The sequence below is a fragment of the Pedobacter agri PB92 genome (assembly GCF_000258495.1).
Classification (GTDB): Bacteria; Bacteroidota; Bacteroidia; order Sphingobacteriales; family Sphingobacteriaceae; genus Pedobacter; species Pedobacter agri.
The window spans coordinates 1-25,505 of sequence record NZ_AJLG01000030.1 but is presented as its reverse complement, the minus strand read 5'-3'; the positions used below and the strand labels follow the sequence as shown (position 1 = coordinate 25,505).

The following is a 25,505-nucleotide window of genomic DNA, read 5'->3' as shown; positions in this document are numbered from 1 at the left end:
CGTACTTTGTGCTAGTAAAGCGGAACATGAAAATTCTTGATATGGGCAGAGAACTGGAAAAAGCATGCCCAGGCTGCAGGAACGGGATTTTATCTACTTACTTTAATCTTGGCAAATCCTATGACGGAGCATGGCCTCCCTTAGGCGAAGAAATGACAATTTCATTAAGGTCTGCTACAGGGAAAATCCGCGGGAGATGGGAACTTCTTGCGGATGACCAGTATCTATTTGCGGGCCTAGACTATAATAAAAACCGCAATCCTGAGGCGTTTCCGTTTTCGAACGAAGAAAATTGTATACCTACAGGCTATCAGGCTCAGGGCAATTACGTCCCAAATATGGCCAACTTTGATAGGATAATAGACAAAATGGGCTTTGGACTAATCGAGATTGATTCCCAAGGCAGAATAGTTTATCTAAACGATCGATTTTCTATGATGTCGGGTTATGAGGCTACAGCCATGCTGGGCAAAACGGCAGAGTTTTTTTTTGAAAATGCATTCTTCACTGCCGAGGAGGCCGAGGTCGAAAAGGCCGATGGTGGACTGCAGGAGCTGGTCTTCACCGACGCCCAGGGGACTCAACGCCTATGGCTGGCTGGAAGGGCAATAAATTACAGTAAACAGGGAGAAAATACGGGTTGGACAGGGATATGCTTTGATGTGAGTGAACATAAGGGTTTTGAACAGGAACTCATCAATGCCAAAAAGGATGCAGAAAGAAACGCAGGGGTCAAGGCTATGTTTTTGGCGAATATGAGCCATGAGATCAGAACGCCGATGAATGCCATTATTAGTATGTCGGCCATGCTGTCCAAAACCCAGCTCAATTCTGAGCAGGAATATTATCTTCAAACCGTACAGACTGCATCTAAAACCCTTTTGGTCATTATCGATGATATCCTGGATCTTTCCAAAATTGACGCCGGAAAGCTTAACCTGGAAAATATTGGATTCAGCCTTTCTACAGTTTTGGGAGAAGTGATGCAGGTAGTGACTCACAAGGCAGTCAGACGCGGACTGGAAATCAGCTATATCCCACCCACAGACAAAATGTTAGCCCCTGTTCTTATCGGTGACCCTTACCGTATTACCCAGGTGGTACTCAACCTGATGACTAATGCCATAAAGTTTACCGAGAAAGGAGCTGTGGAGCTAACAGCAATCATCCTGGAAGACAGTCATGACCATCAGAAGATCGAAGTGCTGGTGAAAGACACGGGGATTGGTATGGAGGATGAATTTCTTAATCACCTTTTCGATAACTTCAGCCAGGAATATGAGTCTGTGACCCGCAGATATGGAGGTACCGGACTCGGGATGAGCATTTCCCAGAAACTTGTCTCTCAGATGGGCGGTCACTTCAAGGTGAAAAGCGCAAAGGGCAAGGGTTCGGAAATATCCTTCATAATTACCCTTGAGAAAGGGCAGCTGCATGATATTCCGAGTGAAACGCCCCTGATCCAGGATGAAGAGCTATTTTCTGGCCGCAGAGTACTTATCGTAGATGATAACGAAATGAACAGGCTTGTAGCCAGTACCATCCTGCTGAGATATGGTCCGCAGGTCATGGTGGCCGACACTGGAATGATAGCACTTGACATGCTCAATGATGAAGTGTTTGATATTGTGTTGATGGACATCCAGATGCCCGAGCTGGATGGTTATGATACCACCAGAGCCCTTCGCAGTCGGGGTTACACAGGAGCAGTTATCGCCCTTACTGCTTCGGCAATAGAAGGGGAACGAGAAAAGTGCCTAGCAGCGGGCATGGATGATTACATCACTAAACCTATCAATGAAGAGTTGCTCATCAGCACTATCGACAGGTGGATCAAAAGCAGTACTACTGACCTGAATCCTGTTCAGCCATCTCCGACACCGGCTGCCGAAACAGATCTTCCTTTATACAGTCTGGAAGGGCTCCGGGTGATCAGCAAAGGTCGAGAAGATTTTGTTACCAAGATGATACAGATGTTCTGCGAACAGATTCCAGATGCCCTTGAGCAGCTAAACAGCACCTTTTCTTCCGGAGACCTAGAGCAACTGTCCAAAGTTGCACACAAGCTTAAGAGCACCATTGACCATCTTGTGATAGCTCCCCTTCAGCGCACCATCAGGGAAATCGAGGCTGCACATGAGGAATCTCCTGCTGCTGGCGAACTTGGCCAAAAAGTTAAGGCAGTAAACGAGGTCCTTCGAGAAGTGCTAACCGCCCTTAGCGAAGAGATAACCGTTCGAAATCCGCATTAAAACAGCCGTGAAATCAAACGCTTTCCTGAAACGAAAAACAAAAAAAGCGATAGCTTATCGCCCCAAAATCCCCCGGTACATGCGGGACAGATAATCAGAAGCAAGCTTGCCGAGAAGCCGGTTAGAAATTCGCCCCAAGAGCGTTTTGGGTTCAGATAACCAGGAAGCTGCAAAGTGATGGATAGCGTAGGTATTGTCGGTAATAGCTATTTTTAATGACTTCCAGCTTTTGGGGCTAAAGAACTCACTGGGGTAAACCATTAGGTAATTTTCGATGTGCTGAATGGAATTGTTCAAGATAAGCCCCTTCTCTACCTTCATAAATGCAGTTATTACCTCGGTATTGGGTGTAGTATCTGCTATCCCGTCCTCAAGATAAAAGCTCCTTTGACGGTAGGGAGCCAAAAGATCACTGACCCAAGATCCATTTTTAACGCTTCCCATTATTGCCGAGGAAAGCAGCAGGTTATCCTCAAATCCGGTGAAGGCATCATTCAGAAGCATCTCCTGATTGATCGGCTTTAGAAATTCAACATCTGTATCGAGATATATTCCTCCGGCTACACTCAAGGCATACAGGCGGCAAACATCGGATACAAAAGCAAACTTGCCTGCGCTGTAGGCCTGTGAAGAGTACCGATAACGCTCAACATCGAAGTTCGTCTCGTTCCATTCCACAATGTCATATTCCGGGAGATGTTTTCTCCATGAATCTATGCAGTTTTTTACCAGTTCGGGCTTTTCTGCATGGCCAAACCAGCAATAATGAATGGTTCTGGGAATCATGATCTGATCTTGTTTAAAATTTTATGATAGCCACTATAAAGTGTTTTCTTGTCATATAGCATCGCCAGGACTACCACTAGCAGTACCAAACCGATAAGCAGGCAGTTGATGATGAAAGTTGGCCACGAAACAACCCTGATCATCCCGATCTGCCTCCAGCCGTAGGTGATTGCGATAAGCAACGTAAATCCTGCAAGGCCCCGAAGGATTTTGAGCAAAAAATATGTCCACTTCTCTTTTAAGCAATAGGCTGCGTAGAGTGGCGTGAAGGTCAGGTGGCTGAAAACACCGCTGATTGCTGCTGCAGCGGGAATGGCATAAATACCAAAGTTACTATAAAGACAGAGCAAAATGACCAGCACAAAATTCAGCAGGGCAATGAATATGCCCCACATCGAAGCTACCTTTAACTTATTGGTGATTACAAATACATGGTGCACGGTTTCTATCGTCCCGTGGACAATGAATGGTAAAAGGGTGATGATAGACAGCAGGTGCAACGCGGTAGCATCCTGGTTAGGAAGCCAAAGCCGGAAAAATTCATCTCCGTAAACAAAGAAAACAGCTAATGGCGACAGCACCACCATAAAGATTGCCTTAAAGGAAAGGTTAAGGGTATTTTTTAACTTCTGGATATCATCTTGTGCATAGGCCTTGAGCATTTCAGGGAGAAATATAGGCACTACAATGCCTAAAAGAATGTATATGGCATTGGGTATAAATTTAGTAAGCGAAAGAAACCCCATGCCAGAGGAACCGAAAAAATGGTTGGCGATCAACAGATCCAGCTGGGTATTGATTACATTGGAAAGGGCGATTACCGAATTCCACATACCAAAGCCGCTCACAAGTCGCAATGCGCTCCAGGAAAACATAGCGCGATTAATCGCCACCTCGGGGAGCAGCTTTTTAGTAAGCCGGTAATTGGCAAAAAGCATATATATTGCTGTGACCAAGGTTACCAGCCCCAGAAAATATATTTTTGGACTGAAAACATAGAACAACGCTGCCACCACGCAGAGCTTGACTACATTGGATATGATGTTGATATATGCTAGCTTATCAAAGCGGTTCAGGGCAAAAGCTGCGACAGAGAATACTGCGGCCGATACATTAATGATGAGGGAAAACAGAATGAAGACAAACAGCAATCTTACATCGCTCAGCAGCGGTGCTGGGATATACAGTATAATGTTAAGAAACACACAGAACATTGCGCTGAGCAGCAGGAATGCTCCCGAGATAAGCAAATTGCCAAATAGAATGGAATTGAAATAGACGTTTAGCTCCCTGATATCCTTCTTTTCCAGACTGATGGTGATGTAGCGGCTCGACATCGAATTGAGGGCAGTTGTCACAATACCGGCATACATGACAAAGTTGTTTGAAAGCGGGAAAAATCCATAAGCCTCCTTGCCCAGGTGTGCTACGATATAGGGCGTAAGGAAAAACGAGATTCCAACGCCTGAAAGGGCACTGAAAAAATTTGAAACGAGGTTTACCGCAAATCTTCTTCTATCCATATCAAAGGCTCGCCTAAAGTAACGGTTTTATTTGAATATCACTCCCAGCGGGAAAAAAAAATCATAAAATTTCGCTATTTTTGCCCATATAAAAAATTTTACTGGAAGAAACTTTGCAGCCACTTGTATCTATCATTATCCCCAGCTATAATTCAGCTGGATTCATATCGGCAACCCTCGACTCAGTCCTCTCTCAAGGATATGAGAACTGGGAACTCACTGTTATCGACGACTGTTCTAGCGACGAGACCTGCGCAGTGGTAAGTGCATATGCCTCAATGGATACACGTATCAGCCTGATTGCTCTTTCGGAAAACCAGGGGGTGTCCAATGCCAGAAATACCGGACTTGAAAACTCATGGGGCAAATATGTTGCGTTTTTGGACAGCGATGACATCTGGCTGGAAGATAAGCTCAAGAGCCAGGTCCAGTTTATGGAAAATTCACAATCAGCACTATCCTTCTGCGCCTATCAGCGCATTGACGAAAACGGGAATATTATTTCCAGAATAGTTCCGGTACCGCAGCGGGTCGATTATAACAAGCTTTTAGCCCACAATGTGGTCATTTTTTCGACTTCAATGATTTTGAGAACGGCTATTGGAAAACTTAGGTTTAGCAGGGCAGGGCACGAGGACTGGATTTTCCTGCTCAAACTTCTAAAAAACTGTGGCGCAGGCCATGGCATCAATTTGCCTCTGGCACTTTATAGGGTCAGGAAAAACTCCGTGTCGTCCAACAAAATCAAGGCGATAGGCTACACTTGGAGAATCTTCAGGGTAAGCGAGGGTTTAAATTTTTTCCGCTCGGCAGTGCTACTGGCCAGGTATGCGGTCTCGGCTAGTTTAAAGCGATTGCAATAAGCTTTTTGGAAGTGGCAAAATCCCTAAATCCCTGCTGTTGCTGCTATGGGTAAAGTTCCACCAGAGCCCTCTGAATACCCATTTTGCAAGATCTTTCCTGCCATTGAAGACGTAACGCAGCATCATTTTTGGACAGGCGATCGCGGTATAATAAATACCAAAGAGTAAGCTGACAGTCCACTTCGCATTTTTCCGGATAAAAAGCATCCTGTTTCTTGTGCTGAAGTAAACCTTTAGGGGACTTTCTCTTCCTACGCTGACCGATTCCTTGTGGTAAATCCTCGCCTGGCCCGTAAACCAGATTTCTTTGCCGATGCGCCGGAATTTCTCGCACCAATCGAGTTCCTCATAATAAAGGAAATAACTCTCATCCATCATTCCTGCACGCTGGAGATCCGCTTTCCTGCACATTACCGCCGCACCATGGCAGAACCCCGTCGGATTACTCCGGTCAAACTGCCCCCGGTCGAGCTCAAATTTGCCGATACTTCGATTTCTGCCGGTAAGGAAGTTCATTGGAGAAAAACCAGCGTACTGAATAAGGTCAGGCTGCTCAAAATAAAGCAGTAAGGGCGATATCAGTCCAATACTACTGTTGTTCTCCAACGCCGTCTGCATTTCTTCGAGAGCACCTTTGGTAACTTCGGTGTCGTTGTTGAGCAGCATAATATAATCTCCGCCCGCTACCGCAATACCCAGATTGTTTCCCCCTGCAAATCCCAGGTTCTCCTGCGAGCGAATGTAGCGGATATTTTCAAAGTAGCCAGCAAAAATAGTCGACTGGTCAACGCTAGCACCGTTGTCTACCAAAATGATTTCTACATCCGCTGGGCTATAGGCCCGTGCCAATGATTGCAACAGTTTGATGGTAACTGCAGTCTGGTGATAGTTTACTGTAATAATAGAAACGCGGGGCATATGTCTGGTATTAGCAAATTTTTAAACTATAAGACTCATTTTGTGGCGCATTCTTCAGTTCTCCATCCGCCCATACTGCCTTCAATGGTGGCAATTGCAGCATAGATCGCGTATGCACTGTCCTCCCAGGTGTGGGAAGCGGCAAAAGCCATGCGTTTACTAGCCAGAACCTTACTGTCTTCTGCGAGCGCTTTATCGGCAAGACTGGGATAGTCCTCCTTCTTGCCAGCAAGATAAACATGATCAGAAAAAATCTCCATTGCCTCGGTCGCGGTTGCAAGCACGGGTTTTCCCATAGCCAGGTACTCATCGATCTTACGCGGATAGTTGCCGATGGTAAGGGGGTTTACCGCTTGGGGATTCAGGCAGAGATCGAAACCACTGATATATCCTGCCAGCGTTTCAGGTTTTTTGGATCCCAGAAAAAATACGTTGGAGAGCTGATGAAGTGGACTTTTTTGGAAATCGTCATCCTGCGGACCCACCAGCACAATGCTCCACCCTGGCCGTTCCCTGGCCAGAAACAACAATATTTGTTCATCCAGACGCATAGATAGTAGCGCGCCGACATATCCAAGGACCGGTCTTTTTACATTAGCGAGATCGTTGGGTATTTCCAACGAATCCGCATTTTTGAAAAGACTGAAGTCACATCCCTGCCCCACGTAAAAGGAACGGTGATTATATCTTCTGCAATAGTTAGCCAGGTATACAGAATTGGCAACACAGAGATCGCTCGTGGCAATGAGTTCGGGTTCCATATAACTGCCGTGACGTTTCCAATATGGTGTTGCCACTACATTATCCCTGGAATAATATATACTTAAAGATGGTTTTAAAAGTTCTTTAAGGTGATAGCTCCTAAAAATATCGTTATCGTTGAAAAGGATTGTATTTTCAAATCCAAGTTTGTCTGCTGCCTTTTGGATGGACCTGGCAAACCTAACGCTGTTTAATCTGTTCATGGCGCGAAACAGCGACGGGATTGGTATCCAGTTGATGGATTCCGTGATTATCTCAGGATAGTAGACCCACAAGTTTTCGGACACTGTGCCAAGTGATTCTTCCCTTCCCTGGATTATGCGCAGTCTTTTCTTTACCGATAACTCCTTGCGCTTAAGTACCGAGGTCTTTCTATCGAGTGGTGCATTGACATAAAGCACACGGTTATTCCTGCTGAACTCAAGGGCCAGATCTTTACAGTTACTGCCAATCGGGGTGTCCCAGGGCTGCTGTCCTACAATGATGATATCCCTGTTGATGAGTAGTTCCATTGGGTTAAGATTTTCTTTTCGATGTTTTTATTCCCCTGATAAATCCGTAAAGACCGGCAAGGGTTCCACTGATGATTAATATAGCTATCGGCATAATTCAATTAGTTCTAGTTTTTTGGGATGCATGCTGGTGCGGTGTGGCCAGATTAGACTTTTTGGCTTTGCCGATTGAAAGCAGAGCGATGACCATTCCTACCATAGCCCTCGGAATCTGCCACACCGCCAGGTATAGTCTTTTATCCCGGTAAAATCTCATTGGTATAGAGAGAAGCAATATAAGGCATACAGTGGCAAGCATACCGGCCCATAATTGCCAGCCTGGCCCCAGCGGGTTGAAAATTGCCTGTAGTGAAAGAAGCATGAGGAGTGCTAAGAGAAGCATCCTGGGCATGAGCAACGTCTGCAGCGTTTTGTTAAAAAACTCCAGATTTCCCTTAAAAAGCTGGCTTATGCCTTCCAGAGTATACGTTCTTAAAAACTCAAGCTGCGAGGCAATCCATCGGGTTCTCTGCGTGGTAAATACTTTCGCGCTACTCACCTTTTCATCATATACCCAAACATCGTTCAGGTAATATACCCCTACCCGATCTTTAGCTATTATAAAGTCCATTTTCTTGTCTTCTCCGATCGTATTCCCTACATTTTGTAGAATAGCGTAAAGGTAAGGAAAATCAAAAGCCATTCCTGAACCGATCAGCGCCGGAGATAGTCCCAGCACAGCGTGACCTTTGCGGTATATTTGGTTGTTGACCTCTTCATTACAGGCATCCAGGAAGGCAAAGGGTGTATCCATATTTTTTGCTGTGCGATGCAACTGGATTACCCTATGTCCCATCTCAAAGGTGCTGTTTATGGCCTCTAAAACATTCTCTCCCATCACATTATCGACGTCAAGCACCAGGGCAATATCAAATCCCCGGTTTTTGAGCACTTCTGTTGCATAGAGAAGGGCTTTGCCTTTGGTACTTCTTTCAAAAAAAACCTCTATCACCTCCGCCCCCATTGCCGATAAAAGAGCTCGGGTTTGCTGTTGAAGACCATCGGAGATAACGAAAATGCATTTATCCCCACGATATGGGTGGGCCAGCGCGGCCTGGGCGGATTCCAGAATGACTTCATCAGCCCGGTAGGCCGGAAAGAGAACAGCTATTTTTTTGAAATCTTGGGCATTCTTTTCGCTTCTCCTTAGTGGAAAAAGACCAGCAATGGCGAAAAACAATAAATACAGGCAATTGAACAGAAGGTAAATCGCCAAGATGATAAACAACAGCTCAATTGTTTTATATATTAGTTCCATCGTGCTTTGTAGTTTTTAGGTGTTCATCAAGCTCGGGTGCTATAAAAACAAAGGACCATGACATAAACATGATCACCGATGAGGGCATACCGTTCATGACCTCATTGCCATAGCTGCATATAAAACATGCAAACGTTCCAGAGGTGAGTGCGATCATCTTCACCCTGAGTTTGGGATCTCGAATCTTCCAGGCGATGCCGCCGCATTTTCCGATGATATAGCTGGTGATTGCAAACCAGATCACCAAACCTATTACTCCGTACATAACCCAGACCTTTACCCAATAACTATCGGGAGGGATGTTCGCTATCGGCCGATCGGAGTTGTAGTTGGTACCATTTGCCCCACTCATGCCCAGGCCCGCTCCAAAGGGCAGATCCTCCAACAGCCTTTTAAGTGTTCGCTGATTTTCCAGTCTTACTCCCAAAGAAGCATCCTTGGGATTCAGGGCACTTCGCAACCTGCTGACCTGAAAGATATCTTCTCCGATCATGGTGTACTTCAGAAGACCAAATCCGGCTCCACAGCACAGCAGGCCCGCTATCAGCAACTTGAAGTTTCTACTGAGAAAAAGCGCTGAGAAGAGACCTGATGCCAGGGCAAACAATGCTCCCCGTGTACCGGATATGGCCATTCCATAGAGGAATACCAGAGCTAAAAGGGTTAAAGAAATTTTTTTGAGCCAACTAAACGGCCCAGCAGCCAAGGTGAGCGCTATAACGGCCATGATTGCCTGAGAGGCTCCGAACTGGCCGGCATCAGAATACATCGAGAATACCCGAAGCTTGCCGTTGATAATGTGTGTTCCAGCATTTCCGGCATTCATCCAGACCTGCTCATTCGAAGAAAGCCCCAGATAAAGTTGTTTCATGCCGTAAACAGTGGCCAGCAGGGAAAATGCAAATATCGCCAAGATAAACCTGTCCAGATCAGCTTTCTTGCTCATCAGCAAGAAGACAAAGGGAGCTATGAGCAGCCAGCTAAGACCTGCAAACCGGAATTCATTGAACCAGCCAGCCACGCTGCCCCCATCAGGGTTTAAAACCTGCAAAAAACTGATGGCAAACCATACCAACGACATGAGTATGTACTCGTTTTTGATTCTGGAGAAGTCAATTTTTTTAAAATTGACCAGTATTCCTCCCCAGGTTAGCAGCAGAATACCGTCAAGCAGAATTCCTATCGGAATGCCTACAAAATATTTAACTAACACACCCAGTACAAAGCAGTAGCTGATATATCCCCAGACACCTGTTCTGGGATCGAGAAACACGCCCATTATAAGTACGCCAACAGCGGCAGCAGCCAGCACCATAAGTGGCCCGAGAGAGCCAAATGAAAAGGTTGAACCCGCTACCAATAGAGAAAGGCATGAGGAGACCATAAAAAAGAGGATCTTTTTTTTATGTTCGGCAATATGGGTATTCAACCTTCCAAGCATAGTGTCAATTTAGTGCTCTTTTACTTCTGTTATGATCCAACCCGCAAATTTTTCTTCTATGTTAAAGGCGGAAAGTGCCTCGCGCTGTTTATCATTTAAGGTAGATCCGGCTGTAAATATCGCGGCATAAATTTCTATGAATGACATCCATTCGCGGTTCTCTGAATCATCGGTAAAGGTTTCAAGTGCAATTACGGTAAGGTCGAAATTGTCTCTAATCATTTCAAATACCTTCGAAAGCGACTCCCTGGTAATCATTTCAAATAAGGAGCGGCATTTTAGGTTATTGTTTACGAAAGCAAAGGGACTGCTGCCAGCTATCTCTTCTCCACGCAAAACATTTTCCATGGTTTGCATCGTAGAAATTGTTGTCCGCTCTACCGCCTCGATGTATTCTTCTGATCCTATCAAAAGTACCTTTTTGCCCATTTGCGAGAATGCGTAGCAAAGATTCAGTACATCATTAGTCTGCGATGAATGCCTGTAAGATCCGATAAGACCAAGTATTTTCATCCCATTTCCAAACATGGCCTTATCAAGTTCGAAGCGTATGGCACGCAATTGTGCCCTGTAGGCTTCCTGCTTTTTCCCGGGATGAAACTCCCCCCAAATCTCTCTGATATTTTCCCCATCTTCTTTAACAGCACCCAGCTCGCCTATTATTTTTGATCCAAGCGCTGTTTTTAGCTGGGCAGCATTGTTGATGGATCGGTCGAGTAAAGAGATTAGAAATATGGTGCAGAAACAGATCGCCAGACTGGCAATTGCGCTCAGGGCGAGGTAGATTATTTTTTTAGACGACTCTGGCAGTGTTGGGATGCCTTCCTGAACAAGTTGAAGGCGGATTCCGATATTTTTGTCCAAAGTGGTCTGGTTGTAACGTGCCAGGATTTCCAGATATTCCTTGGTCGCTACATCAGCATTGCGTTCATAATTCTGGACACCGGCATCAAATGGAACCATTCCGGAAAACTTTGTTCTTAGTTTAGACAGCTCACGGTCTATGTCGGCTATCCCCGCAGTCGCTTTTTCAATATCCACGCCCAGGGAAATGCGGCGTTGTACGAGGCTCTGCTTGGCAATAAGCGGATCGCTGACGTACTGATCATTGGACCGCAACAGTCTCGAACTCAACTGAGCCTGCAGCGAGTCAACTATTTTTTTGTCGCTCAACTTAAATCCTCCCCGAAGGTAGGCGTCCTCGGCCATCTGGATCTTGTTTTTGATCGTGATTATCGCCCGGTTATCCTCGATTATCTCTGCGCCCAGATATTTGTCGCTGGTGCGGCTGGACAGTTTTTCATTAACACTTTTCAAAGCTGCCTGTGCGGCCTGTTTATCGATAAGGGCCTGGTTTTTCTTATTTTCATTATCGGTAATCTGCTGGTATACGATCTGCGATTGTTTGTCCAGGTTAAGCAATCCGTTCTGTATCCTGTAATCTTTGAGCAGCCTGATTCTATCGTTCATAATAGCCTCTTTGCTTTTCAAAAGTGAATCGAGGACGTTTATCGCGGTGTTTTTGTTGCCGATCTGCTCCAAACTGTAGTTAACGATGAAATCACTGCACAGGGTATTTACCACAAAAACCGAAAGCAGTGTATTATGTGAGGTAAAGGCAACGGATATAAAATCACTGTTCTGTTCGTGATTGATGTCCAGCTTTTTGCCAAGACTTTTCTCATCATAGCCCATTGAAGTCACGATCTGATAAAGTCCGATTTTCCCACTATCCAACGGAGTAAGTACCTGCTTTCGGCTCAACCGTTCTTCAAACATCACTATAGCATGATGCCTTTGCAAATCGCTCAGGGCATTGATTTCCGGACTCCATGGTTTAAAGGCAGCTTTTGGATCTTTCAGATCATGAATAATCAGTTTATAAGAAAGCAGGCTGATATTCTTGGGCATTCTCATAATGTCCATGATCGTGGAGAACTGCTGGTTAAGTTTGATGATAATGTCCGGACCGGTATAGCTGGCATTGTCGGGAGCTAGCTGCCTGGAGGGATCGAGCAGCCCGGTCGAGAGTTTTGCTTCGGACCGGTAGTCCTTGGGCAAATTCCTTAAAAAAACGAATCCGCCCAGTACAGTCAGGCAGAAGACCGCTATAATAATCCAACGGTATGTCTTCACCGTATCCAATGATCTCTGTATATCCATTGCGCTTTATTTCACATTTTCCATTTTTTCACCTATGAGCGCCTCCAGAGATTCCTTTGCTTTTAGCAGATTGAGTTCTGCAAGCAGCCTTTCCGAATTTGCATATGAGGTAAGGGTCTTGGCCTTTGTGTAGTCATCCAGGCTGGCTTCTCCTTTTTCAAACTTATATCTCAAGCCGTCGCTCGCTGCCTTATTGTCTATGTATGTTTGTGCCTTCACCCTGAGCTCCGCAGCCTCTCTCAAATACTCATAATAGGTATTTTTGACCTCGGTTCTGAGCAGGATATCGTATTCCTGTGCCTGATAGATTTTCTCATTGTATTCTTCTTTCGCCTGACGTACCAGAGCCGGCGTACGAAAAAGGATTCCAATATTAAAATAGATGCCTAGCTGCAGCCCGTTCAGGGTGTAAGGATTAGCGTTATTAAACCTGGCCGCGTTGCTGGGACTATAATTGTATGATGCGGTAAAAGCATCGAGATACGTCGCCTTGGCTACGCCCACCTTAGCCTTTGCACTAAGTGCACTCGCAGCATACATTTTTGTTTTGGGGTAATTTTTAAGTGCCAGATCAACATACTTCTCCAAGAGCTGATAATTGATATCGCCGATGAAGCTCTCCTGGGCACTGGCCATCTGAATAAAAATACAAAAAAAAACAAAAAACAGGACAGTCCGGGTCATTGAGTCTAGGGATTAAACTTCCCCCCAAAGGGGTATTTTTACTGATACATTCCAAATCTAATTAAATTGAACATTGTTTTCCTAAGAAGTAAATTATTTTTTTTGAAAACAGGTTTATTAAACGCATAGAAGGATTTATACATTACTAAAACCTAAACAAAACTTCAGCTGACCTACAACTGTTTAGATGAAAGAAACTAGTTCCCAATATTTCCTTGGTGAGTACTTTTTAGTTTATTTTTCCTCAAGTAATGATTCGACACTATGTTAAAAGAAACCCTCAAATCACCTTTCAATCTACGAAACCCGCTGCTTTGGAAATGTTGATGAGCTAACCGACCTTCGGATATGGCTGTACGCCGGAAGGCTCAGCACCCATATCTCTCTTTAGCATAATGCAAATCGTATACTTCGCGGCCAAAAATAATGATACCAGCTGCCTACTAAAGATATCAGCTTTTATTCAGCAAGCTGTCCTTTTAGTAAGTTAATTAAACCCGTTAGGAAATCCATCTCAGACTAAACGAGCTATCAAGACCAAATTAGCAGCGGCTAAATGTATTTAAAATACTTAGCAAACAACCTTTTAGTGAATCTACACCCTTCCTTCATAATGACACAGTTACCTAAATAATGCTATTTATAAAGACTCAATCACATGCTGAATAAGTACGAACAAGATTTATTTTTGTAAATACGACAACTAAAGATAAAATGGTGGACATAAGTATAGAAATTAAAACCAAATCTTAGGCATTTTCGTATGTTTGAAAAGTTATATAACCTGCCAAGATAACCAGATTTATTAGTGAATAAAAAAGACAAAATTGAGCTTCTAAAAGAAAACCTTCTTAATCAAGCTATAGAGCTTGAAATTTTAAATCCTACAACTCAATTTTTAACAAAGGGAATAAATGCTCTATTGTTGGAAAATCATCCTACCTTAACTTCTACGTTTGAGTTATTTAAACAGCTGATTGACTTTTTTGAACGAACTAAACTAATGGAAGCAATCGCTCATGAATTATTGTCTTCGACTACTTATAACAATATTAATTCATCAAAGATGCTTAAAATTTTATCCAATAGAAAAACTCAATTGAGTTCAAAAATTCGAATTTTACGGCCAATTCTATTAAATTGTATTGCTGATATTGAACCGCTAGAGAGAACAGCTATGTTTGCTTTGCCAACTTATAGTGCATATTTAAAAAGATTTGAAGAGTCTGCTTTTGAAACAGTCAATTTATCTTAGCTTTTCAAAATACTTAAAACGCCAATTTTCGTGTACTTAGATTTTAAAGTGTACCATTAAGCCGCAAAGTCTCTACCAGAAACTGTTTTTTTTAGAGATTATAAAAGTTGAATCCTGAAACACCTTGTAGTTAAGTAAAATATTTAGAAGACTTTAAATAATAACTTAGTTTTTTAACGTTAAGATTAAGTATCACTCACGCAGTCAGTCAAGATTGTTGTACAATGAAAAATAATTTGCTTTCACTTTTTAAATTTGTGACACATCTTGAAATACCGCTGTCCGCTTAAGTGTGAAGGGAGTCTGCTAAGGTTCCTTTTTGTGTTCAGCACAAGAAGGGGAAAAAAGGTGCAAAACAAAGTAGGGTTGTTGGCTACGAAGAAATATAAAAAACAAAGATTTCCTCCGAAAAGCTTGGAGTTTCAGAGGCAAATGGGTTGTTTATTACTCATTCTTATCCTTTTACTGCATTTTTCGAACGATTTAACGTTTATTAAGGGATCAACATCATCAAGAATCTGAGAAAGCCAACCAAGTTTACCAATAATCTGGTTGATGAAATCAATTAGGGGCTTATTGCTATATATAGACCTTTCAAAGCTGAACTGAAACCAATAAACTTATTTTCGAATAGGAAACGGAGATATTACTTTAAGAAAGCAGAGAAATCACTATCCTACTTGAAGGCTTATATACTTTGTTAGATATTATGAAAAAAAGAATTTAGCAAAGATACCTTGGTAAGGTACACCAGCTACATCGAAAAGTTTGATTTTCTTGTGGAAAGAAGATAGCCGATGTGAGGTTAAACGGAACGGACACCAGATTTGTTTCCAATATGCTAGATTGGTTGACCATAGAACATTAACAGGGTGAAACGGCATTTAACAATCACCTTGCATTTTAGGTCAATCTATTAAACTGGTTCTCAAAATCACGACGAAAAAATGGTTAAGACGTGAAGATTTTGAAACAGGACCAAATAGAGATCTCGTATTCAAAGTTGCCAAGCCGGTTAAGAATCAATGTTTCGGCGCAAATGTGGATAACAGGTAACAAAAGATTAAGAACTTCCCAAAACGACTCTACTATTCTCGATTTATTTATTCCAGCTGAATTCGGGCTGAGGAATTCGCCCAATTAAAGACAGCAAACGTCGATGCTAAAGAGCAATATATCAAGATTATAGACAGAAACCAGTAGCCAAACTATTCCTATAAGCGATGAATTTGGCTAAATGTTTACTAGTTAATCTTCCAATATTAACCTTCAAATAATGATGTGATCAGCAAAGATAGCGAAGTTATTAACACAGCTAATGGTGAAAATTATTTTGCAAAAATGTTTTATGAATTTATCGGGCCAAAATCAAATTTGTAAATTGATATAACAATTTATGGGTACAAAGTACTTGAACTTTAGACTTATTGAATGCTTGCTATTCTATGCTGAAAATTATGGGATCAACCTGGCACGGAGGTACCACAGGATGATCAATAAAAGCTTGATCTGATCGGCAATTTAAGCAATGATATGTTACGAGGAAAAACTATTATCTGATAGAAATAAGGCAAGTAGAATATCCATTTTAACTGCCTTAATTCATTGATCTACCCTACCACCTCTAAATGCGGTACAATTACAAAAAGCTAATTTTCATTTTTGTTTGTAACAAAAAAGGCTATCTCACGACAGCCTTAAATTTAACAAGCAATAAATATAAAAGAAGTCCCGAATCGAAACACCCTTCAAATGATCATCAACTAACCAAAATAAATGATCTAATGTTTTTCATAGGTGATATAATAACCATGATTTAGTCTTTTTGTTTATATTTCTTTTACTGGCAAAATAGAAACCTGAACTTCTAAGTCTGAGATATTCTGCCCTCGAGATATTGCATTCATTACAAGTTCTTTTTTAAAAAATGAAGCATATCTTAAAACAATTTGTCTGATTTCGAAGTAGTTGAGGTAAGTCCTACTTAAATGCGCCATATAAATTCAGCTTTTAAATGCCTTATAGCTATATATCACATTATTATTGATGCTGGTGTCTTGAAGGTAGTATTTTATATAGTCTTATCAATTGCTATTCTACTATTACTATTCATCAGCGGCATTCTCTCAGAATCTGCCGCAGAATTATTCTTTCGTTAGATTTTTAATTCTTTAATATGAAACGCAATTCACTCATAGTATTTATTTCGATATTGTTGTCCTCACAAATATGTTATAGTCAAGGCTGTGTGATTAATAATTACAACGGATTTAATAGGGTATTTATTAGGCCTACTGGTGATCCTAGAGTTTTTCAACCTGGTAATGGAAATAATTTTGTGAGGTGGGAAGGAAATTGCGGTCCTCACACATACGTTCAAACCACCAGTTCACCTAATGGAACATGTACTGTTACGGAAAACAACGTTACAACCTCTGGAACCTATTATCCTACAGTTTCAGGAACTTTCACTCGAGCATGTAATGTCCCTCTCGATGATCATATTTGGTGGATGATATTAATATTAATGCCATTGACGTACTTTTTTTTTAGAAGGGCTCAACTAAATAAAACCTAACTCACCTTTTTGGTCAATAAATGTTCACTGATAATTTTAGTGTTTTTGTTTGAACTTGACATCTTTTTTTGATGGCGAAGTGATTCAAATATAGGAAAATGTATATCGTTTATAAGGATGGAAAGGATATGAGACAGGTTTATACGGAAAGAGAAATTCCTGAATAGGTTTGAAATAACATAAGGCAACAAAATCATAAGATGTGGGATAATAAACGAGACATTTCCCTAAACATACTGTCGAAGCATTTCCTAATCCATGGAGGTTTATTCGATCAAATTGAAAATATATTAAAAAGCGTTCTGACTTCATCAGCAGAACGCTTCACTAATTAACCTATCGTCCCGGAAAGATTAAAGACACAAAGTTAAAACAATAAGACTATAACAACTATAGCCCTTTTGGGTGACTAGTGCTAAATAAGTTGACACTTATTTATTAGTAAATATAATTCTTCTTGTGAGATGATGGTGGAAAGAATTTTTTCTATATCTGATCTGGTGTTTATATCCTATCATAAGTAAGGTCTTTTAGTGTTATAAGATCCACCGCTTCTCGGATTATTATTATAGTTTATTCAATGTTTTTTGGTTTAACTGGGATAAATTCATACTTTAAAATTCCATTTATTCCTACTGCTAAGTATTTCGATAGCAATCATATTCATCAGTGGGGGTGATCCCATTTTAGCTAATATTTAGTGGTATTGTGCTGAACAGTATTATGATCCCCGATCAGTATAATGGATTTGTTTTTGACCTAAATCGTTACTTTATGGTCATCCTTAATGCTGCTGACAATCTCCAACCAAGTTTGCTGACAAAATATATTCTTATTTGCTGAGCTGCACCATCTGGTGTATGTAACAGTCATAATCAGATTGACCAAACAGATAAGTGCACAGAAAGTCAATACGACAAATGTAACTGAAATTTCAAATGGGATAGACATACGGCCAAGATACTCTTAAAATTACGTACTAGAAATTATAAAGAATTTTGTAAAACTGGTTTTTTTTTAGCCAAAAAAAATAAAATTCAAACTCCCGCCTGGCAAGCTTGGAGTTTACGTTAGATCAAGCTTTCCGGTATCGAAAACGAGCTGTCGACCCTCGGGTATTATTTAATATGACGTGTATCCCATGAAAATTTTGGTATAAGAAAAGTTGTAGGCAGTCCTGATACACTGGACGGATGGCAAAATGCTTCTTTAAAAGGTATGATTATTATAGTTATTATTGTTAGCTTAGGAGCCATTCAATAGTATTTTGGGGAACGATTAATTTTTTTGATCAACTTTGCTTTGATTACGACACAATATAATGATTTTTACTGCACAAGGCCTATTTTTTATTATACCAATAGCAAACTGAACCAAATCTCCAACATTTAAAATTATCAAACCATCCTCATTGTAAAATCGAATTTTTTGACCATTTAAATCTTTAATGAACCCATATTTAACAACCTTATTATAAGACAAAACTATTCCCTTTCTCATATATACCTTTTTTAGTTTTCATAAAGTTAAAGATCGGAACGTAATGCTAATTACGTAAAACCAATACTTTAAGATTTAATTATAATCTTTTAATGTTTAATTTTAGGCCTGAAAGTCATAAATATTACCATCACTTAATCCAAACAATCATACCAATTATTGTGTATTTAGACTGATAAATCATACAAAAATATAAAAGTCAGATAGAATTTTATATTTTTGCGGCACTTCAAACGCCCGCATATGATCGAAATTTCACATAATACTCCTCTTTCAAAACTTAATAGTTTAAAAATTGGAGACACTGTAATTGATGATTATGAATCTTCAGGAAAAATTGTTAAAATCACAAAGGCAAAACAGCCAGGATTTATTGAATTCAAATTACTCTTAGATAACCGCCAATCGATTTATTTGATTAAGTGTTAGGCAATTTGCACCTTTTGCTTTTTTTTTCCAACACCAAGCTATCGTCCTCATTGACCAGATGATTTGGCAACGTATTGATCAGTAAAAGCGTCTTCGTAAATCCATATGTCTTTGTGATTCTTCTTTAATCCACATAACCTGCAGCCTTGTTACTTACTCTAAATCTTTTATAATTTTCTGTATATCAGAACTAATCTTATGGTCCGGAATCTTCGCATAAATCTGTTTGTTTTTATGCTGGTATGTCCCTTTATCTTAGATACACATTTTGGTACACCATTGTTGAGGATTATGGTAGTGGCAAAAGTATGTCTAGCCATATGAAATGTCAGCAACTTATTTACCTTGCACTAGTCCGCTATCTCTTTTAAATTGGCATTCATTTTCTGATTGCTCACCATTGAAAGCCGGGTATGTTTGACAAGGCATTCGGGATTGGTTTTAATAGCCCTTAATTTTCGACAGGGCTGCTGGCAAAACAGGAATCCGTGAAAGCGTGTTGCTCTTCTTTCTATGTATATATCCGTAAGTTTGCATCAATGCCCTTCAATAATTTAGAGCGTTTTAACATATTTAGGATGAAAGAGTACCTGTATAACAACTGAATACAAACATATCTCTGACTGTCTCAATCCTCGCAATACTGAACTCCTACTTCTTAATACGGTATAGTTCATCTTGGTGAGAGTCCACGGCGTATAGCAGTTTGTTTTGGTTTGTAGTTGAGATATGGATTAATAGCACCCATCCTTTATCTAAACATATCCAAACTATTTTTCCCAAGTTTTTAATGTATTCAATGGCATTGTTGTTACCACAGTTGCGGACATTCCTAAGTTAATACTTAAAATCAAAAAGGTAAGCGAAGTTTATTTGTGCAACGGGGATATCTTTGACATTATAATTTAACTGCATAAATCTTTGGCATGAATTAGATAGACCTCATGACGCTGAAGTATGTTTTTTCAAACTCTTTGCCGATAAGCAGTTTCATCTTGGCGTTGTGATCTTCAAATATGTCCACAAGGCTTCTTAATTAAAGATATTTGGGAATAAAGCGGCTTTTAATCGTTTCTGTCGCTACGGTAATAATTGGTGAAACTCAAGAGCTTTTGCCTGTAACTTTCGAGATAAGAAATTGAGACTTTGGTATCCCGCTTTGTGCCTGATGCTCTTTTAGCCTGTGCATTTCAGTGATTGGGATCATAGAACTTTCCAGTTGAGGTTTCTGCCCTTATACCACTTACCGTAAACCTTAGAGAGATGGTTACAAAACAGTTTTTGTAATTGAAGCGCTTGTTCAAAATAAAAAAGCAAATTCACGTTTGTTCTCATGACAAATGATATACAGATAAAAAATGATGCTATTAAAACCGCGAAGTTCCAATAGTATAGGATCCGATGCTTCTTAAAAATGAGAGCATATATCGAAACATTCTCCAAATAGCTTTTAAACGAATTATTCGCACATATACATTTAAGCTATTGAGTGTACTAACATTTTTTAATAACAAACATCTATTTGGGTTCACCCAGATCCTTTGTTACCTTAGTAAAGCCAATTACCCTGCCATCCTTATCGTGGATAGCAGTAATTAAGACACTTGCCCAGAACTGATTCCCATTCTTTCTCACCCGCCATCCTTCATCTTTTGCTTTTCCAAATTCTTTTGCCTGGGCAATAAGCCGCTGTGGTTTACCATTGGCTATGTCTTTCGATGAATAAAAAACACTAAAGTTTTTGCCGATGATTTCTTCCTCCCTATACCCCTTGACTAATTCAGCACCAAGATTCCAGTTTTCTATCCTGCCGTTCTCATCTAATAAAAGTATAGCATAATCCTCAATTTCCTGAACCATCCGATTAAATCTGGCGAGTTTAACGTCTTTCTGTGTTGCTGTTTCATTTACGATTGCTTTAATCCGTTCATCAAGGGTATTTGCAGAATTAGATAGCATATCTATCCATTTCTCATTTAAAGCAAACACACCCTTTTTTGCTAAATCGACTAATGACATAATGATAGTCAAAGGATGCCTGATTTCATGTGACTGAATAAAAGCTATTTGCTGCAAAGCCCGGTTTTGTTTTTCGACCTGTTCTATTTGCTCCTGCATTTGCATTTTGGTTTTCTCCGTCTCCATTAGATACATTACCTGTCTTGCTAGAATTTTAAGGATTTGTTTCTGATGGCTACTTAACTCCCCAGGCTCAAAATCGAATACACAAAGTGCACCTACACGATCACCCTCCGAGGAAATTAGCGGAGAGGCGGCATAAAACCGGATATGCATATTTCCAGTAACAAGTTCGTTAGTGCTCACCCGCTCATCTTTACTTGCATCTGGAATAACCAATACATCTTGAGACTGAATGGTATATCTACAAAATGAACTTTCTTTTGCGATGGGTTCCATCTGAAAATTTTTGACAATCTTGAACCAATTGTATTTGTCATCCAATAAGGTCAGAAAAGCAATAGGCTTCCCACAAATTTCAGCAGCCAGATTAACAATAGATTGAAATTCCCCAGTGCGTGTAAAATCGATTAAGTTGAATTCGTTTACTTTCGCAACCCTTTTTTCTTCATCAGCAGCCATATTCGTTAATTTAGAGTTCTAAAATTCGCAAAAGGTTTTAGTATTTGCAAAGTTGTTCCAATATACGCTAATGAGGAATAAAGAGGTTCAGGTAACAAAAAATTCACAATCAATAATAACAATGCTGACGAAGTGTAATAAAAATTACAATCTTGGATGCCAATTACGGCCGCAGGCTACGCTTTGTGAAGTTCACAGCTTCCTATATCTAATCAGAATAACAGTCAGTTTATCAGATGATTGAGCAGCAACGTATTATGCGAAATGCATTTGACTTAAATTTACAGGAGATATAGAAGATGCCAATGATCTGAAACAGGATACTATGGTCAAGGCGATTAGATTTTCTGAAAGTTTTGAATCCGGCACCAAGATCATGGACTCAGGGAATTAAAATCCGGCTACACACTTGGAACCGTAATCAATTGTCTACTATGTTCAAAATCCTCACTCTGATTATTAACTAAGTTTAAACATAAAGGATATTGAATTTTGATCATTCTAAAATGCAAAAATCAGCTATTTAACATTAAGAAATTTTATTGCCTCCTGAATATTTGCGTCAACCATAAGGTCGTCAAAATTATCTCTGATAGATATTGTAACATCAGGTGGGATGAATGAATGATAATTACCGGTTCTGTCACCATCATAACCATTACTCAAAGCGATAAATGAATTATAAGGCAAGGTGGAGTTAAGATAACTGGTGGTATAACCTGCCGTTTTTTCTCCGATAAATATTGCATTTACCCTTCCTTAAAACGCAAGTGCTGTAACTTCGCCGGAACTTGCTGTCAGTATACCCGTAATTATAGCAGCTTTAGCTTTATCTAAAATTTGCCCTTTGGCTTGATAGATGCTATAGGTTTTAAATTATAGCTATCGGGTATTTTGCAAACGTTTTGATCTGGGTTTAATGGAACTGTTTGCGAAAAGCCTAAAGTGATACCCAAACTAAATATTAATGCAAAAATTTTAACTTTCATATCAATCTATATTGCAGTAAAAACGGGATTCATAATTTAAACGTTGAAGCAGCAGATATTAAATTGCCATCTCTGGTTATAATTGAAATATCATCCAAAAGCAAAATCCCTCGCAAAAAACGTCCTATACCTTCCATCAAATCAAGTCTGGAAACCAAGCATATCATATCTACGCATGCTAATAGCATTCGTTTATCCCAGAAAGTGAATCTTCGGATCTACCTAGATAAGCAAATTCATCTATAAAAGCGCCCGGTTGAATCTTTGACAATCAAGACGCATACTTTATATGAGTGCTTATTTCAAAAAATCACAGAAGGCTCTTCTCCCTATGTATTTTGCCAACATCAGTAACACGTAGAATCAAAACCAAATCAAATTTGGCTGCTTATTAACCTACTTTTTATTATATATATATAATCTTTATTGTGACACCAATAATCATGATTGTCATAGAAGATTATTCTTTTATACAACAAAAGAAGCTGTCAAGATTAATATTTCGCAAAATTATCTATATTTAATACAAAAAAATTGAAAATCCGCGCGATTCTCAACATCTTTCTATATTCTCGATAACAAATTAAATTTTAGACCATGAGGAACGGTATGATTTTAAGTTTGAATAACAAAGCCGGGATTGGAGTAATCAAAGATAGCAACGATCAGCACATCCTATTTTATATTGAACAACAGATTGCTTCATTCAAGAGGGGACAAGTAGTTTATTTTGAAATCAAATATCTTGAAGGTGTACTAAGGGCCGTGAATGTTACAGTAATTATAGATGGAAGAATTTATGATAAGAACGATAAACAAGGTTGATTTTCAATCATCTATCTGGAATTGACATAATTCCATAATGCGATCGTTACAAAGGGAGAAAATTTCTCTGAGTTTGGAGTTAAGAGGTTAAAAAAACGCATAAGGGACGTTTTGCTTACATAATCGCCATTTTTCAGAAATATCGCTACCGATAAATGTTCACATGATTTTGCATCCGCTTTAATGATTCCGAGTTTAGAGCAGATCAATTTTTTGAGTAGTTTTTGATTTTGAGGGTCTTGCATTATTTAGAATTTTACTGCATTCAAAATAAACATTGAAAATGACAATGGCAATACTCTATTACAGGAAAAACTTTAGACATGGGAGAATTTGTTACATATCGGATTCTTTTCCTACATTAACAGGTTAATTGCTTTCACTCCATGGGAAATAGAGATATAGAAGTAGAAGCAGTATCCCAAAAATTCGCACTTGTAATGTTGTACTGTGGAAGTGAACTAGGCTATTTCAGATTATCACTCAAACAACAGTTTGTCTCAATCGATAACATTTTATTGTTCAAGTGATATCAAATTAAATGTTACAATGAATAAAAGTTCTCAACATCAATTAATTCACCACATCAGATAGGTCAGAAGCGTGAATTGATAATTCTATTTTGTGCCTAAAGGTACTTATCGCCATACATGCTGCCATTTGTCTGAGTCAACTATAATAAACCGTTTTTGGTTTGGTAGTCAGAAACCCAAGATATCAAACAACCCGTGATTAAACATTAAACTAATGCAGATTGTATTCTTTCGAGCAACTCGCTAATGTCAAAAGGCTTACTTATAAAGTTTTCAGGCTCACAGATTCCCTTCAAATCTCCAAGGCTGGCATGAGCACTCATGATTATGACAGGCACCTCTTCATCGTCTGAATTTAGTTTAAGTTCCCTGCAAAGAGCAATGCCAGACCCATCAGGTAACATGACATCAAATAAATATAAATCCGGAAGGGTTGAGGTATCCCTATTCCTAAACTCTGCGATGCTAGCAAAAGATTCTACAATATAATCTTCTGAGGTAAGAAGTATCTCTAGTACTTCTCTTATGCCTTCGTCGTCTTCTAATAAAAATATCTTTCTCATACCCTTCTAATAACGAAACAACATTAACTACCCTCATTAGTTTTAGATATTTTGCATTGTTGTCGTAATTGAGGTTTTTTTTAATGCAATTATCTGATCCGCTGATTCTCAATTGGTAAGCAGAACCAAAATTCACTGCCTATTCCAAGTTCGCTATCAACTCCAATCTTACCGTTATGATTTTTTATAATCTCTGCACTTATGTAGAGCCCTAGTCCTAGTCCGGTAAATTTTTGACCTTTATAATCTGTTCGGTAGTAACGGTTAAAAAGATGCTTGAGCTTTTCACTAGCGATCCCGGGCCCATAATCCTTTACACCAATTCTCATTTCTTTTTCATCCGTTATGCTTGCCCTGACTAAAATTTGACCAGAGTCGGGTGCGTACTTAATGGCATTTGTGATAAAATTCACCAACACCTGGCCAATCTGCTGGTTATCGGCAAAAATGATTTGCGCTTTTTCCCCTTCAAAAACAATCTCTTGCTTAGAGGTTTGCGCAAGGTGAGAGCAGCAATCATCAAATAACTGGCTCAATGAAAACTCTGTTTTTTCCATTTTCATTTGTCCCTGTTCCATTCTGCTGGTATCGAGTAAATCATTGATCAGTCGAGATAGATTCTCGAGGCTTCTGATTGACTGTGAAATAAGTTTCTCCCTAGATTCAGCGGGCAATTTAGTGTGCGCCCTTTCAAGCAATTGTAATGAAGCTTTAAGGGAAGTAACCGGGGTTTTGAGTTCGTGACTGGCGATGCTTATAAAATCATCTTTGCCCTGGGTGATAAGTCTTCTTGAAGTTACGTCCATAAAAGTTCCGATACCTCCCGTGAGATTGCCTTGCTCATCAAATATCGGTGCTGCATTAATGGAAATGTAGAAGACATCTTTATCAGGAGGTTGTACACCAATCTCGACATCAAAAACCTGCCGCCCGGTAGACATCATAATTGACATAGGATGTTCCTCCTGTGGAAGCGGTGTCCCATCGAGGCGAAGGTTTTGCCAACACGGATCATCATATGTGCGGTCTTC

The 25,505-nt window shown here is 40.1% G+C and carries 17 protein-coding genes; 5 read left to right on the top strand and 12 right to left on the bottom strand.

Features of this window, described 5'->3' with window-relative positions:
* The first annotated feature begins 26 nt into the window (after positions 1-26).
* The gene (locus ON09_RS06545; RefSeq protein WP_010600259.1) at positions 27-2,252 is read left to right on the top strand and encodes a response regulator; all 2,226 of its coding nucleotides are present in this window, start codon (positions 27-29) and stop codon (positions 2,250-2,252) included.
* Between the two features lie 54 nt (positions 2,253-2,306).
* On the opposite strand, the gene ON09_RS06540 is transcribed toward ON09_RS06545, so the two are convergent.
* Complete coding sequence (locus ON09_RS06540) at positions 2,307-3,038, bottom strand: glycosyltransferase family 32 protein (RefSeq protein ID WP_010600258.1); 732 nt, start codon at positions 3,036-3,038, stop codon at positions 2,307-2,309.
* Entirely contained in the window at positions 3,035-4,561 is a 1,527-nt protein-coding gene (locus tag ON09_RS06535) for a lipopolysaccharide biosynthesis protein (RefSeq protein ID WP_010600257.1), read from the bottom strand. Before ON09_RS06535 ends, ON09_RS06540 begins: the two co-directional genes overlap by 4 nt.
* 113 nt (positions 4,562-4,674) lie before the next feature.
* Here ON09_RS06535 and ON09_RS06530 point away from each other — a divergent pair, with 113 nt between their 5' ends.
* Complete coding sequence (locus ON09_RS06530) at positions 4,675-5,424, top strand: glycosyltransferase family 2 protein (RefSeq protein ID WP_029204154.1); 750 nt, start codon at positions 4,675-4,677, stop codon at positions 5,422-5,424.
* Here ON09_RS06530 and ON09_RS06525 read toward each other — a convergent pair.
* The 6 genes from ON09_RS06525 to ON09_RS06500 all read right to left on the bottom strand — a co-directional run bounded on the left by ON09_RS06525 (position 5,407) and on the right by ON09_RS06500 (position 13,201).
* Positions 5,407-6,342, bottom strand: a complete 936-nt coding sequence (locus ON09_RS06525) for a glycosyltransferase family 2 protein (protein ID WP_010600255.1) — start codon at positions 6,340-6,342, stop codon at positions 5,407-5,409. The two genes, ON09_RS06530 and ON09_RS06525, sit on opposite strands and share 18 nt — an antisense overlap.
* Before the next feature lie 35 nt (positions 6,343-6,377).
* Positions 6,378-7,616 carry a glycosyltransferase gene (locus tag ON09_RS06520; protein WP_010600254.1) on the bottom strand — a complete coding sequence of 413 codons (1,239 nt, stop codon included), beginning with the start codon at positions 7,614-7,616 and terminating at the stop codon, positions 6,378-6,380.
* 97 nt (positions 7,617-7,713) lie between these two features.
* Positions 7,714-8,913, bottom strand: a complete 1,200-nt coding sequence (locus tag ON09_RS06515) for a glycosyltransferase family 2 protein (RefSeq protein WP_010600253.1) — start codon at positions 8,911-8,913, stop codon at positions 7,714-7,716.
* Positions 8,897-10,354 (bottom strand): O-antigen ligase family protein, encoded by a 1,458-nt coding sequence (locus ON09_RS06510; RefSeq protein ID WP_010600252.1) that lies wholly within the window; start codon positions 10,352-10,354, stop codon positions 8,897-8,899. The genes ON09_RS06515 and ON09_RS06510 overlap by 17 nt, the downstream gene beginning before the upstream one ends.
* 9 nt (positions 10,355-10,363) lie before the next feature.
* A complete protein-coding gene (locus ON09_RS06505) occupies positions 10,364-12,517 on the bottom strand; it encodes an exopolysaccharide transport family protein (protein ID WP_010600251.1) in 2,154 nt (717 codons plus the stop codon).
* 6 nt (positions 12,518-12,523) lie between these two features.
* Positions 12,524-13,201, bottom strand: coding sequence for a TolC family protein (locus ON09_RS06500; RefSeq protein ID WP_010600250.1), 678 nt, complete (start codon positions 13,199-13,201; stop codon positions 12,524-12,526).
* An 808-nt stretch (positions 13,202-14,009) separates the two neighbouring features.
* Here ON09_RS06500 and ON09_RS06495 point away from each other — a divergent pair.
* Entirely contained in the window at positions 14,010-14,456 is a 447-nt protein-coding gene (locus ON09_RS06495; RefSeq protein ID WP_010600249.1) for a hypothetical protein, read from the top strand.
* Between the two features lie 3,856 nt (positions 14,457-18,312).
* Here ON09_RS06495 and ON09_RS06490 read toward each other — a convergent pair.
* Complete coding sequence (locus ON09_RS06490; protein WP_010600248.1) at positions 18,313-18,534, bottom strand: hypothetical protein; 222 nt, start codon at positions 18,532-18,534, stop codon at positions 18,313-18,315.
* A 243-nt stretch (positions 18,535-18,777) separates the two neighbouring features.
* On the opposite strand from ON09_RS06490, the gene ON09_RS06485 reads away from it, so the two are divergent.
* Positions 18,778-18,963: a hypothetical protein gene (locus ON09_RS06485; protein ID WP_010600247.1), complete on the top strand. Its 186-nt coding sequence runs from the start codon at positions 18,778-18,780 to the stop codon at positions 18,961-18,963.
* Between the two features lie 1,518 nt (positions 18,964-20,481).
* Here the strand turns inward: ON09_RS06485 and ON09_RS06480 are convergent.
* Positions 20,482-21,564, bottom strand: a complete 1,083-nt coding sequence (locus ON09_RS06480) for a PAS domain-containing protein (protein ID WP_010600246.1) — start codon at positions 21,562-21,564, stop codon at positions 20,482-20,484.
* 1,586 nt (positions 21,565-23,150) lie between these two features.
* On the opposite strand from ON09_RS06480, the gene ON09_RS06475 reads away from it, so the two are divergent.
* Positions 23,151-23,378 carry a hypothetical protein gene (locus tag ON09_RS06475; RefSeq protein WP_010600244.1) on the top strand — a complete coding sequence of 76 codons (228 nt, stop codon included), beginning with the start codon at positions 23,151-23,153 and terminating at the stop codon, positions 23,376-23,378.
* 739 nt (positions 23,379-24,117) lie between these two features.
* Here the strand turns inward: ON09_RS06475 and ON09_RS06465 are convergent.
* Together ON09_RS06465 and ON09_RS06460 are read right to left on the bottom strand one after the other, a co-directional pair.
* Positions 24,118-24,474 (bottom strand): response regulator transcription factor, encoded by a 357-nt coding sequence (locus ON09_RS06465; RefSeq protein ID WP_010600242.1) that lies wholly within the window; start codon positions 24,472-24,474, stop codon positions 24,118-24,120.
* 89 nt (positions 24,475-24,563) lie between these two features.
* The coding region (locus tag ON09_RS06460) for a PAS domain-containing sensor histidine kinase (protein ID WP_010600241.1) at positions 24,564-25,505 on the bottom strand (942 nt) is incomplete at its 5' end.